11 protein-coding genes and 2 pseudogenes are annotated in these 12,239 nt (G+C 70.2%); 10 read left to right on the top strand and 3 right to left on the bottom strand.

Features of this window, described 5'->3' with window-relative positions; all coding sequences use genetic code 11:
* Nucleotides 1-19: 19 nt before the first annotated feature.
* Both ACGF2Y_RS26035 and ACGF2Y_RS26030 read left to right on the top strand, forming a co-directional pair.
* The gene (locus ACGF2Y_RS26035) at nucleotides 20-751 is read left to right on the top strand and encodes a hypothetical protein (RefSeq protein ID WP_392951987.1); all 732 of its coding nucleotides are present in this window, start codon (nucleotides 20-22) and stop codon (nucleotides 749-751) included.
* 34 nt (nucleotides 752-785) lie between these two features.
* Nucleotides 786-871 (top strand): annotated as a pseudogene (locus ACGF2Y_RS26030).
* A gap of 304 nt (nucleotides 872-1,175) precedes the next feature.
* Here ACGF2Y_RS26030 and ACGF2Y_RS26025 read toward each other — a convergent pair.
* Nucleotides 1,176-1,787, bottom strand: a complete 612-nt coding sequence (locus tag ACGF2Y_RS26025; RefSeq protein WP_392951984.1) for a peptidase — start codon at nucleotides 1,785-1,787, stop codon at nucleotides 1,176-1,178.
* Entirely contained in the window at nucleotides 1,784-2,995 is a 1,212-nt protein-coding gene (locus tag ACGF2Y_RS26020) for a pyridoxal phosphate-dependent aminotransferase (RefSeq protein ID WP_392951982.1), read from the bottom strand. The genes ACGF2Y_RS26025 and ACGF2Y_RS26020 overlap by 4 nt, the downstream gene beginning before the upstream one ends.
* Nucleotides 2,996-3,080: 85 nt before the next feature.
* Between ACGF2Y_RS26020 and ACGF2Y_RS26015 the strand changes: the two genes are divergently transcribed.
* Together ACGF2Y_RS26015 and ACGF2Y_RS26010 are read left to right on the top strand one after the other, a co-directional pair.
* Nucleotides 3,081-3,773 (top strand): winged helix-turn-helix transcriptional regulator, encoded by a 693-nt coding sequence (locus ACGF2Y_RS26015; protein ID WP_392951979.1) that lies wholly within the window; start codon nucleotides 3,081-3,083, stop codon nucleotides 3,771-3,773.
* Between the two features lie 48 nt (nucleotides 3,774-3,821).
* Entirely contained in the window at nucleotides 3,822-4,469 is a 648-nt protein-coding gene (locus ACGF2Y_RS26010; protein ID WP_392951977.1) for a uridine kinase, read from the top strand.
* A 281-nt stretch (nucleotides 4,470-4,750) separates the two neighbouring features.
* Here ACGF2Y_RS26010 and ACGF2Y_RS26005 read toward each other — a convergent pair.
* Nucleotides 4,751-5,296, bottom strand: a pseudogene (locus ACGF2Y_RS26005) (carbohydrate kinase family protein); the annotation flags it as partial.
* A 166-nt stretch (nucleotides 5,297-5,462) separates the two neighbouring features.
* Here ACGF2Y_RS26005 and ACGF2Y_RS26000 point away from each other — a divergent pair.
* The 6 genes from ACGF2Y_RS26000 to ACGF2Y_RS25975 form a co-directional block, all read left to right on the top strand.
* Complete coding sequence (locus ACGF2Y_RS26000) at nucleotides 5,463-6,566, top strand: tyrosine-type recombinase/integrase (protein ID WP_392951974.1); 1,104 nt, start codon at nucleotides 5,463-5,465, stop codon at nucleotides 6,564-6,566.
* A 9-nt stretch (nucleotides 6,567-6,575) separates the two neighbouring features.
* On the top strand, nucleotides 6,576-6,926 hold the full coding sequence (locus tag ACGF2Y_RS25995) for a helix-turn-helix transcriptional regulator (protein WP_327372428.1): 351 nt from the start codon (nucleotides 6,576-6,578) through the stop codon (nucleotides 6,924-6,926).
* Between the two features lie 3 nt (nucleotides 6,927-6,929).
* Nucleotides 6,930-8,738, top strand: a complete 1,809-nt coding sequence (locus tag ACGF2Y_RS25990; RefSeq protein WP_392951970.1) for a hypothetical protein — start codon at nucleotides 6,930-6,932, stop codon at nucleotides 8,736-8,738.
* 237 nt (nucleotides 8,739-8,975) lie between these two features.
* Nucleotides 8,976-9,443: a hypothetical protein gene (locus ACGF2Y_RS25985; RefSeq protein ID WP_392951969.1), complete on the top strand. Its 468-nt coding sequence runs from the start codon at nucleotides 8,976-8,978 to the stop codon at nucleotides 9,441-9,443.
* 604 nt (nucleotides 9,444-10,047) lie between these two features.
* Nucleotides 10,048-11,727: an IPT/TIG domain-containing protein gene (locus tag ACGF2Y_RS25980; protein WP_392951967.1), complete on the top strand. Its 1,680-nt coding sequence runs from the start codon at nucleotides 10,048-10,050 to the stop codon at nucleotides 11,725-11,727.
* Between the two features lie 73 nt (nucleotides 11,728-11,800).
* On the top strand, nucleotides 11,801-12,239 hold a 439-nt coding region (locus tag ACGF2Y_RS25975; RefSeq protein WP_392951965.1), incomplete at its 3' end, for a transposase.

Raw genomic sequence — 12,239 nt, 5'->3', positions numbered from 1 at the left:
CCCTGTTGGCGTCCTCGACGTGGCGAAACTCAATCAGATCATCGCAGTGGAGAAGGGCGTCAAGTCCAAGGCACACCAGGACCTGACGGCGGCACATCACGGCCTCCAGAAGACCGGTCTGCTGGCCGGCATCTCCCGGACCTACCAGCCCAAGGACGAGGAGGGCGAGCAGCTTCCGCCCGAGTCGACGCTGGTCCAGGTCAAGGCCGAGGACGTGCTGCGGGACACCGCGGCCACGCTGACCCGGCTCTTCGACGTGACCGCCACGAAGGACTGGGCGAACTGCTCGGCCAGGGCCGATGTGTCGGTCGACGGCCGGGTGCTGGTGAGCGAGGTGCCGGTGTCGTATCTGCTCTTCCTGGAGAAGCAGCTCACCGACCTCAACACCTTCGTCCGCAAGCTGCCCGTGCTGGACGCCGCCGAGGCCTGGGTGCAGGACCCGTCGACCGACTCCTGGAAGACCGAGCCGGTCCGCACGCTCCGTACGAAGAAGGTGCCCCGCAACCACGTCAAGGCGGAGGCCACCGACAAGCACCCGGCGCAGGTCGAGGTGTACTACGAGGACATCCCGATCGGTTACTGGACGACCGTCAAGTTCTCCGGGGCACTGGCCGCGCGGCGCGTCAACGAACTGCTGGGCCGGATCGAGAAGCTCCAGCAGGCCGTGAAGTTCGCCCGCGAGGAGGCCAACGGCGTGGACGTCACGGACCAGCGGGTGGGTGATGCGGTATTCGGTTACCTCTTCGGGTGACCGACCATGGATTCCCCGGCCGCCGTCTCCGGCGGCCGGGGTGCGCGAGGAGCGCAAGCTGAAACTGAAGCTTGTCGTGAAGGCGCGGTACCAGCGGAGGTTCGACTCCTCCCTCCGGCACGGGCCGGAGTAGCCCAAGCAGGCAGAGGCAGCCGCCGTCAATCTCAGACTCTTGCTCCAGACTCAGCATTCGCCGCCGATCGCCGGATCGAACGGGCTCGGGCCCACGCACGTCGAAATGCCGGTTCAAGTCCGGCCCGCAGAGCTCCGATCTGCGGTGGTCCAAAGGCAGGACGCGACGACATCATGACTGACCCGGACCCTTAAACGTGCCGGCGTGCCAGATGGGCGGCACTCTCAGGGCCCGGAGGCCGGCTACGCCTCCGGGCCCGCTCCCGTTCCCGGTCCCCTGCGCACGGGCGCGTCATACCAGCGAGACGCCCCGCCCCGCGAAGAACCGCTCGAACTCCGTCAGCGGCAGCACAGCCGCCCGCGTACCGGCGTCCGTCCCCGACGGGTTGTGGAAGTGGACGCCGGACCCGTCCGCCGTCCGCGCGGTCACCAGCACCAGATGCCCGCCCCGCCCCGGAGCCGGCCGCTCCGGATACCGGATCCCGTAGTGGACGGAGGCCAGCACGGTACGGCCCGCGTCCAGCAGTGGGGGAATCCCTTCCACGTCGAGGTGCCGGTGGACCGTGGCCTCGCGCCCGTACACCTCACCGACGTACTCGGCGAAGGGGGCGTAGACCAGCCCCCGGATCGTCCCGTCCGCATCGTCCTGCGTGTAGGCCCCGTACTTCAGCGCCCCGTCACGCAGCGCGAACAGCGACGGGGCGTCGGCGCCGAGCGCCATGCGCAGGCAGGTCATCCCGCACAGATGACCTGCCCAGCGCGCGTACTCGGCGGGCGAGCCCGCCCCCGACTCCGCCCAGCCCGGGTCCTCGGCCGGGTCGAGACCGCCCTCCACGATCGCCCCCACCAGCTCCGGCGTGGCGAACTGGGTATGGACGGGGACGGGACAGCGGGCACAGGTCACTGGCGGTATCCGTTCAGGAAGCGGCCGATGCGGCTGATCGCCGCGTCGAGGTCGTCGGCGTACGGGAGGGTCAGGATGCGGAAGTGGTCCGGGCGCGGCCAGCTGAAGCCGGTGCCCTGCACCACCTGGATCTTCTCCCGCAGCAGCAGGTCCAGCACGAACTTCTCGTCGTCGACGATTCTGTGCACCTTCGGATCGATGCGCGGGAAGGCGTACAGCGCGCCCTTCGGCTTCACGCACGAGACGCCGGGGATCTCGTTCAGCCGCTCCCAGGCCCGGTCGCGCTGCTCGTGCAGCCTCCCGCCCGGCGCGACCAGCTCCCGGATGGACTGCCGCCCGCCGAGCGCGGCCTGAATGGCGTACTGAGCCGGGGCGTTGGGGCACAGCCGCATGGAGGCCAGCATGGTGAGGCCCTCCAGGTAGTTGCGGGCGTGCTGGCGCGGACCTGACACCACCATCCAGCCCGAACGGAAGCCGGCCACCCGGTACGTCTTCGACAGTCCGCTGAAGGTGAGACAGACCAGGTCAGGGGCGAGGACCGCCGCGCTGTGGTGCTCGGCCCCGTCGTACAGGATCTGGTCGTAGATCTCGTCGGCGAACACCATCAGCCCGTGCCGGCGCGCCAGATCGAGCATGCCTTCGAGGATCTCGCGCGGATAGACCGCGCCGGTGGGGTTGTTCGGGTTGATGATCACGACGGCCCTGGTCCGGTCGGTGATCTTCGCGGCCATGTCGGCGAGATCCGGATTCCAGTCGGACTCCTCGTCGCAGACGTAGTGCACGGCCTTGCCGCCCGCGAGCGTGGTCACCGCCGTCCACAGCGGGAAGTCCGGGGCCGGGATCAGCACCTCGTCGCCGTCCTCCAGCAGCGCCTGCACGGCCATGGAGATCAGCTCGGAGACCCCGTTGCCGAGGAACACGTCGTCCACGCCGACCTCGGTCAGCCCCATGGCCTGGTAGCGCTGGACCACCGCCCGCCGGGCCGAGAGGATGCCGCGCGAATCGGTGTAGCCGTGCGCCTGCGGCAGCATCCGGATCATGTCCTGGACGATCTCCTCGGGGGCCTCGAAGCCGAAGAGCGCGGGGTTGCCCGTGTTGAGCCGGAGCACGCTGTGGCCCGCCTCCTCCAGGGCGTTGGCGTGCTCGATGACCGGGCCCCGGATCTCGTAGCAGACCTCGTTGAGCTTGCTGGACTGCCGGAACTCCATGCGCTGCCTCCCGAGCCGAATTGCGATACTTGGTTTTACCAAGCTTCAGCTTGGAAAGTCCAACAACATGTCTAGACTGCGTCGCATGCCACGTCAGCAGCAGCCAGCAGCACGTCCCGTCCGTCGCCGGAGCTACGACCAGTTCTGCGCCACCGCCCGCGCCCTCGACTCCGTCGGCGACCGGTGGACGCTGCTGATCGTCCGTGAACTGCTGGGCGGGCCCCGCCGCTACACGGACCTGCACGCCGATCTGCCCGGCGTCAGCACGGATGTGCTGGCCTCCCGGCTCAAGGACATGGAACAGACCGGACTCGCCCTGCGCCGTAAGCTGCCGCCCCCGTCGGCCGCGTCGGTCTACGAGCTGACCGCGCGCGGCCAAGCCCTGCTGCCCGTCCTCGCCGCCCTCGCCGAGTGGGGAGCGCCCGCCCTCGCCGAGCGCCGCCCCACCGACGCGGTGCGGGCCCACTGGTTCGCGCTGCCGCTGCTCGGCGCCCTCGCCGGGCTCACCCAGGAGGGTGTCCTCGAAGTCCGGCTCGACGAGGGTGAGTTCCACCTCCATGTCGGTGGGGGAGCGGGGGCCGTGCTGCCGGGCGCAGAGGAGTACGGCCCGGTGTACGGGTACGGTCCGGCCGACCGTCCCGATGCCCGGATCGTCCTCGACGCCGGGGTGTGCCTGGAGCTCGCGCAGGGCGGGGCGACCCTGGCGGAGGCGGTGAAGGACGGCCGCGTCGAGGTGTCCGGCGAAGGCCCGCTCGCCGCGGAACTGCGGGGCGCCTGACTCCCCCTCACGGAAGCGTCCTTCTGCCGGCCGGGCGATGATGGAGCCGTGCGACTCGAAGCGATCACCTGGGAACGGCTGGCCGGCGAGCTGGCCCGGTACGGCGACGGACTGTCCGCCGCCGACGGCGGGCCCTGGCTCGCGTTCGGCATCGACGGCGCCCCGGCCGCCCGCACCGGCGAGAGGGCCGAGCGCCTCGCCGAGGAGCTGAGGCTGCTCGGCCGCTCGGTCCTCGTCGTCTCCACCGAGGGGTTCCTGCGCCCGGCGAGTCTGCGCTTCGAGCACGGTAAGCGGGACCCGGACGCGTACATCGACAGCTGGTACGACACCGGGGCGCTGTGGCGCGAGGTGTTCGGGCCGCTGGAGGCGGGCGGCTCCGGCCGGGTGCTGCCCGATCTGTGGGACCCGGCGACCGACCGGGCGACCCGCACCCCGTACCACGCGCTGCCCGAGGGCGGGGTCGTCGTCGTGCACGGCCCGTTCCTGCTGGGGCACTGGTTCCCGTTCGCGCTGAGCGTCCATCTGCGGCTGTCCCCGGGGGCGTTGCGACGGCGTACGCGGGAGTCGGAACGCTGGACCCTGCCCGCTTTCGTCCGGTACGAGAACGAGGTATCGCCCACGGAACGGGCGGACGTGGCGGTCCGGGCGGACGACCCGTCGCACCCCGCCTGGTCGGGGCTGCCCGGGAGCGGGTGAACCACGCGCGGCGCGGCACCGCTGTCACTGGACGGGTGCGGCGGCCCCGGCCGTCACGGGGCGGGCGGGGCGGTGCCGCTGTCACGGGGGCGGCGGGGTGAGACCGTCGTCTTCGGGCGTACGGGTGGTGCGATACCGGCCGTCACACCGGACGCGCGGCGGGGCGGCGCCGTACGGGTGTGGCCCCGGCCGTCGCCGGGCCGGCGGTGCGACACCATCGTCTTCGGACGTACGGGGGCGACACCGGCCGTCACACCGGACGGGCGGTGCGACCCCGGCCGTCACCGGGCAGGCGGTGGCCGGCCGCCCACCGTGGCCACGGCCGTCGCTCCCGCCCGGCAGCCCTCGGTCGCCGCGGCCATGCCGTCCGCCCCGGCCAGCAGGGCCGCGAGGAACCCGCCGGTGAACGCGTCGCCCGCCCCCGTCGAGTCGACCGGATCGCGCACCGGCGGGGCGGGGACGCGGCCGATGACCTCGCCCGCGGCGGCCACCACGGCTCCCCGCGCACCCAGGGTGACGACGACGCGCGGGAACCACCGGCTCAACTCGGCCGCCGCCGACTCCGCTCCGGGCCGCCCGGTGAGGAGCCGGGCCTCGTCCGCGTTCGGCAGCAGCAGCTCCGCCCCCTCCGCGAACTCCAGGAACCGCTTCGGCCCCAGCTCGCCGAGGAACCCGGCCGACGCCGGATCCACGCTCACCGGAACGCCCCGCTCCACGGCAGAACGCAGGGCGAGGAGGGCGGTGGCCCGGCTCGTCGCGGCGAACAGGAGATAGCCGGAGAGATGCAGCCGCCCGACGCCGTCGAGCATCGACGGTGCGAAGTCCTCGGACTCCGGGGAATTGCATTTGATGCGTGAGGTTGGGCTGTCTGAGCTGGGGATCTGCGGCATCACTGTGCCTCCTGAGGGTGGGCGAGGCAGGCTTTTGACCTGCGCTCTTGCCGTGGATCAGTCATCTGATGCATGATTCGCGCACCCTGAGAAAGAGGGCTGCGTGACGACGACGGACTTGAGTGAAGGCTCTGCCCGGCTGGTGCTGCTGAACGGCGTGACGCTTCTACATCCCGAAGACGCCGTTTTCGAGGCGATGTTGGAAGGCTGGACGCGGCAGCAGCGTGGAGGCCGGCGTCTGCAGGCGAAGACGATCGGCGACCGTCTGCGCGTGGTGCGGCAGTTCAACGATTTCGCCGGGGCCTACCCGTGGAACTGGTCGGCCGCCGCGATGGACGAGTGGACGACGTACCTGATCGCGGAACTGCACCGCGCGGAGTCGACGATCCGCGGCTACCAGACGGCCGTTCGCCTGTTCTGCGACTACATCACCTCGCCGCACTATCAGTGGCCCCAGGAATGCGAGCGGCGCTTCGGTACGCACCCGGTGCAGATCTGCCACGAGTGGAACACCGCCGCACACCTCGTTGACTACGAGGGGAGGGCGGGCCGACGGCCGATGACCCGGGAGGAGATCCAGCTTCTCCTCGACTACGCCGACGACCAGGTCGAGCGCGCCATCAGACTCGGCCGCAAAGGTGCCCTGGCCGCATACCGGGACGCCACCGTGTTCAAAGTCCTCTACGGCTGGGGGCTGCGGTGCACGGAGGCGTCGAAGCTGGACCTCAACGACTGGTACCGCAATCCGAAGGCCGCGGACCTGGGCCGGTTCGGAACGCTGCACGTCCGGTACGGCAAGCGGTCCAAGGGTTCCCCTCCTCGCCGTCGGACCGTTCTGAGCGTGATGCCCTGGGCCGTGGAAGCGGTCGATGACTACGTCACCAACATCCGCCCCCGCTACCGTGCATCGGCCGGGGCCGCCTTGTGGCCCACCGAGCGCGGCGGCCGGCTCCAGAGCCGCGAGATCGAGGAGCGCTTCGCGGAGTACCGCGAGGCTCTGGGTTTGGACTCCGATCTCGTGCCGCACTGTCTGCGGCACAGCCATGTCACCCACCAGATCGAGGACGGCGCCGACCCGGCGTTCGTCCAGCGGCAGGTCGGCCACCGCTACGCCTCGACGACCGCGCTCTACACCGGGGTGAGCGGGGACTTCATGAACACGATGATGCGCAAGGTCTTGGACAAGGCCCTGCACCAGGGACAGTAGGGAGACGACGTGACGACGAAACTGGACTACCGGTGGCATCTGCGGGAGGTCATGGCCACCCGCGGCATGTTCTCCACCACCGATCTGCGGCCCCTGCTGGCTGAGCGCGGCATTGACCTGTCGGCCAGCCAGGTCTACCGGCTGGTCGTCGAGCGTCCGGAACGGCTCAGCCTGACCACGCTGATGGCGCTCCTCGACATCCTCCAGTGCCGCATGGAGGACCTGATCGAACCAGTGGCCGCACGGGCGGCGGGCAGGAAGACGGCAGCAGCAGGAGGCGACGGCACGGCTGCCGGCCCCGCAGCCGGTGTCGGCGATTACCGGCCCAAGCGGGCCCGTATCACACCCGCGGGGGAGTAGCGCGTGGACGCCTCCGCCCTTCCCCGCTACGCAATCGACCCCGAAGGCGCGATCGCCGAGGCGGTCGCCGTCGTCGAACCGGCTATGCCTCCCGAGCTGATCCGGTCCGTGGTGAAGGGCACCTTTCCCCGCGGCACTCAGCGGCGGAAGCTCGCCGAGCTCCTCCAGCGGGACCTGACGTGGCTGACGCAGGGGCGGTCGGAGTCGCCCACCATCGTCGAACGGCTCATCCGGGCACTGCGCGAACAGGGCGCCGTTCACGTACAGCAGCCACGCTGCGGGAGCTGCGGCCAAGCGCGACGCCTTGTCGGCGTCCTTCCCGACAGCACGTCCCGCATCTGCAACACCTGTGAGGGACGACGCCGGCACAAGGCGAATCCCTGCGCCGTCTGCGGCCGCCACGAGTTCATGACCCGGGACCGCGACGGGCAGCCCCGATGCCGTGCTCACCCTCCAGACGACGGCGCCGACCCGATGGAAGGGCTGTGCCGGATCATCCAGCGGACCTGCCCGAATCTGCCCGTTGAGACGGTTGCCGAGGCCGTTCGAGCGGTTGAGCCGGTCACGGCCCGGCAGCGCAAGCTGCTGTGGGCTCTGGAGGAGCGGCCCGGCCTGCTGACCGGCCAAGGTGTCCACGGCTCGGTCAAAGTCCTGCACCTCATCGCGGCGCTCCAGGAGCGAGGAGCGGTGAACGTCGTGGCCCCGCCATGCCCCTACTGCGGCCGGGACGTGCCGCTGCCGCGTACACGTGACGGGCTCCGCTGCTGCACCGAGTGCCGCTCCGCCGCACGCTCCGAGCCTTGCGCCCGGTGCGGACGCGACCGGCCGGTGATGGGTCGGACCCATGACGGCCTGCCCTTGTGCCACGCCTGCCGGCACCACAACCCAGTCGTCCACCAGGTCTGCGGTCAGTGCGGCGAGCGCCGCTACATCCGGGCTCGCAAAGACGGCCGCCCGCTGTGCCAGCGCTGCCACCAATACCCCACCGCGACCTGCAGCGAGTGTGGGGAACAGCGCCCGTGCCTGCACATCTCCACCGACGCCCCCATCTGCGTTCCGTGCACACGGAAGCGGCGCCCCCGTGCCATCTGTGCCGGCTGCCAGCGCGACAACCAGGTCAGCTACCGCACGGTCGACGGAGAACCGCTGTGCTCCTCCTGCGGCGCCACACCACGCCCCTGCGCCCAGTGCGGCCGGACGCTGCGCATCCACGGCATCACGCCGAACGGCGACGAACTGTGCCCCACCTGCTGGCGCCACCACCCGGCCCGCAAGCGGCCGTGCAGCGAGTGCGGCACAGCCACCCACCTGCACTATTACGGCCTCTGCCCCGACTGCGCTGCCCGCGCACGGCTTCGAGACATCCTCAGCGCCGGAGGACGCATGCGCCCCGGCATCGAACCGGTCTTCAACGCCCTGCTGAGGCAGCCCGGCACCAACGTCCTGTACTGGCTAAACCGCCGCCCCGCCCGACTCAGCGTGCTGCGCACGCTGGCAGCCGGAAGCGGGCCGATCACCCATGACACCTTGGACGGCCTGCGGCCGGACAAGGTGGTCGACAACCTCCGCATGCACCTGGTGGCCGGCGGCGCCCTGCCCGCGCGCGATGAGCAACTCGCCACGCTCGAACGCTGGCTCGCGGCACGGACCACGCAGGTCCGTGACCCGCGGAGCCGCAAAGTACTCCAGGCGTACATCACCTGGCACCTGCTGCGCCGCCTTCGTCGCTTCTCTCGACGCCGCCCGGTCAGCCAAGCCCAAGCGCATGGCGTCCGCGCCTACGTCACCCAGGTCGTCCGGCTGCTCACCTGACTCCACACCCAGAACATCGCCCTCAGCGCATGCACCCAGGATCTTCTGGACACGTGGCTGGACGACTACCCCGCCCGCGGCCCGCGGGTACACGGCTTCCTCGCCTGGACCAACCGCAACGGCCACACCCGCCAACTGGCCGTCGAACTCCCCACCCCCGCCTTCACCGGCCAGCTCATCGCTCAGGACACCCGTTGGCAACTGGTCAACCGCCTCCTCCACGACGCTGGGATCCCGGTGCCCGACAAGGCGGCGGGGCTCCTCGCCCTCCTCTTCGCCCAGAACCTGTCCCGGATCGTCGCCCTCACCACCGAACACGTGGAGGTCACCCCAAGCGCGGTACTGCTCCGACTCGGGCAGGTCCCAGCCCAAATGCCCCCACCCCTGGACGACCACATCCGAACGCTCCACGCCCAGGCGATGACCACGGACTCCGCGGGCGAGCGCTGGCTGCTCCCAGGCCGATTCCCGGCCCAGCACCTCAGCCGCAGCCAGCTCGTCCGTCGCCTCCATCCGCTCGGCGTCCGGCCACGCATGGCCCGCAACACTGCCCTCGTCGAGTTGGCTTCCGAACTGCCCGCCGTCATGGTCAGCCGACTGCTCGGCATCCACCACAACACCGCCGACTCCTGGAAGCGCATCGGCGGGCAGGACAACGCCTACGCCGCCGATGTCGCCAGCCGCCACCAACCCACGGCTCCCTGAACCTCGGATTCGCTGCACCCTCGGAAGGTGCTGACACTCGCTGCTGACATCGAGGTACTGGCGCAGTTCGGCCGTGTCCTCGCGGGCCTGCTGTGCCGCTCAGGGAGGGCCGCTGCGCAAATGCCGCCCCGAACCGCGGGTGCTCGCTCGTCGTAGCAAGCACGGAACAGAGTCGCCTACGGCAACTCCCGGGGGACGGACCGAAGCCGGTTGTGATCACTGGATCTGATGAGACCAATCAAAGTGCGTCGCCTAACGCTCTAGCGTAATCACCCTGCGTGACAACCTTGCGCTTTCACGGATCCGGCTTCCATGCGGTCTCGACAGCATCCCCATTTCCGGCAGGGAGGGGCCGGGGCGGCACGAAGGAGGCCGCACCTGCGATCAGCCCGGGATGGGCCGCCCCATCTCCGAGGGGTCGCCGACGGAGGTGGGCGCGGATGGCAACTGCGCTGTGTACATCGAGTTTCGCTTTGGGTAATGTTCGACCCGGTACCGGGATCGGATCGCGCTGTCAGGGCCGTTCGCGGATCGCCAGGCCGGGCTGACGTGGCGCGGTCTGCCGACCGCCGGGCCGGGCGTACCGGTGCCAGGGGGGTTTGTCTTGTTACGTTCTCTTCCCGGCAGAGGGGTCACCCGCCGCTTCCTGCGCCGGACCGGGTTGGTGTTGTGTGCCGGTCTGCTGACCGCGACCGGGCTCGGTACGGCTACGACGGCCACGGCCGCTTCTGCGGAGACCGGCTCGGTGCGGCCTCTGTACGCCCCTGGAAACAAGGCGGTTCAGGTGGTGGACCCGGCCACCGGTGCGAGCACCGCGACGATCCCGCTCGGCGTTCGTCCCTGGGATCTGGCGGTGAGTCCCGACGGCTCCACGGTGTATGCCACGCACCGGCTCGAGGGCACGGTCTCGGTGGTCTCCACCGAGACGGGCACGGTCACCGACACCATCGCCGGCATCTACCTCCCGTGGGCGGTAGCGGTGTCCCCGGACGGAGCGCAGATCTACGTCGCTCACCTCGCCCCGTCGGGGTCCTCCTATGCGATCGCGGTGATCTCTGCCGCGACCAATACCGTCATCGCGGACATCAGCGTGAGCGGGGCGGACGCCATCGCCTTCACCCCTGACGGCAAACGAGCCTACGTGGTCGGCTACGGCACCAACTCGGTCACCGCCATCGACACCGCAACCCAGGTTGTGACCACGGTCATCGGGCTGCCCAACAGCGGACCTGGCAACCTCGCGGTCACCCCCGACGGCACAGCCGTGTACGTCACCGCGTACAACAACAACACCGTTCAGGTCATCTCGACGGCCACCAACACGGTCACCGCCACGATCAACACCGGCTCCCGCCCGCGGGGCATGTCCATCTCCCCGGACGGCACGAAGGCGTACACCACCCTGCCCACAGAAGACGCCCTCGTGGTGATCGACACCGCCACCAACACCGTCAGCACCACCATCCCCGTCGGCGACAACCCGGTGGAGGTCCTGGCCGACCCGTCGGGCAACGCCGTATACGTCTCGAACTTCTACCCCCCGTCCGTCTCGGTGATCGACCCGGCGACCAACACCGTCACCGTCACCGGCACCCTCAGCGCCGCGACCTACAACCTGGACACCGCCCAGGCGCCACCGGCCGTGACCGCCATCAGCCCCGCCACCGGAACCCCCGCCGGCGGAAGCACCGTCACCATCACCGGCACCCACCTGTCCGGCACCAGCACCGTCTCCTTCGGCACCACCCCCGCCACCGATGTCAGCGTCGTCGACGACTTCACCGTCACCGCGACAGTCCCCGCCCATACCGCGGGCGCTGTCGATGTCACCGTCACCACCCCGGGCGGCACCAGCGCCACCTCACCCGGCGGCCAGTACACCTACCTGGCCCCGCCCGCCGACATCGACGTCGACCTGACCGCGCAGCCGCACCTGGGCATCCTGGTCCCCTACCTCACCTACACCCTCACCGCCCACAACACCGGCCCCGGAACGGTCACCTCAGCAACCCTCACCACCACCCTGCCGCCCGGCGCAACCGCGACCAACCTGTCACCGGGCTGCACCGCCACCGCCACCACCGTCACCTGCACCTACGACACGATCGCCAACGGCGCCGCCCCCAGCAAGACCTTCCGCATCCCGCTGCATCTGCTCTCCCTGGGCCACATCCAGGCCACCACCACCCGCACCACCTCCGCACCCACCGACCCCAACACCGCCAACGACACCGCAAGCGCGAACTGCACCGTCATCTCCATCATCCTGGCCACCTGCTCCTAGGGCGTGTATTCAGTCGTGATCAACTTGCGGGATTCGCCCTCGTGTCGAGGGTGGATCCGGTAGACCGTCTTGTATGACACGGGTGCAACTGACGGATGCGGAGTGGGAGTTCATCGGGCCGTACCTGCCGATCGGTGAGTACGGCCCGTATCCCGAGCGGCTGCGGCAGCAGTTCGAGGGCGTGATCTGGCGGTTCGGAACGGGTGGGCAGTGGCGGGAGATGCCGGCCGAGTTCGGGCCCTGGCCGACAGTCCACAACCGTTTCCGCCAGTGGCGGGACGCGGGCGTCTTCGAGGCCCTGCTGGAGGGACTGATCGCCGAGGCCGCGAAGCGGTGCGAGGTGGACCTGTCGCTGGTCAGCGTGGACTCCACCGCCGTCCGGGCCCACCACGACGGTGCCGGGATGCACCTGGAAGACGAGGTCCTGACCGCCCTGGAGAAGGCCGCCGCCGAGGCGGAGAAGGCCCGGCAAAAGGGGGCACTTCCAAAGGACAAGACGGGCAGAGCGCCGG

Origin of the sequence: Streptomyces sp. NPDC048142 (assembly GCF_043202835.1) — a bacterium.
Taxonomy (GTDB): domain Bacteria; phylum Actinomycetota; class Actinomycetes; order Streptomycetales; family Streptomycetaceae; genus Streptomyces.
Note: the sequence above shows the minus strand (reverse complement) of the source record. Positions and strands in the feature narration are given on the sequence as shown.

What these genes read in the sequence shown, in the direction of transcription:
- ACGF2Y_RS26015 (WP_392951979.1), top strand. Translation starts at nt 3,081, where the DNA reads ATGCCACGTCAGCAGCAGCCAGCAGCACGTCCCGTCCGTCGCCGGAGC.
- ACGF2Y_RS26020 (WP_392951982.1), bottom strand. Translation starts at nt 2,995, where the DNA reads ATGGAGTTCCGGCAGTCCAGCAAGCTCAACGAGGTCTGCTACGAGATC.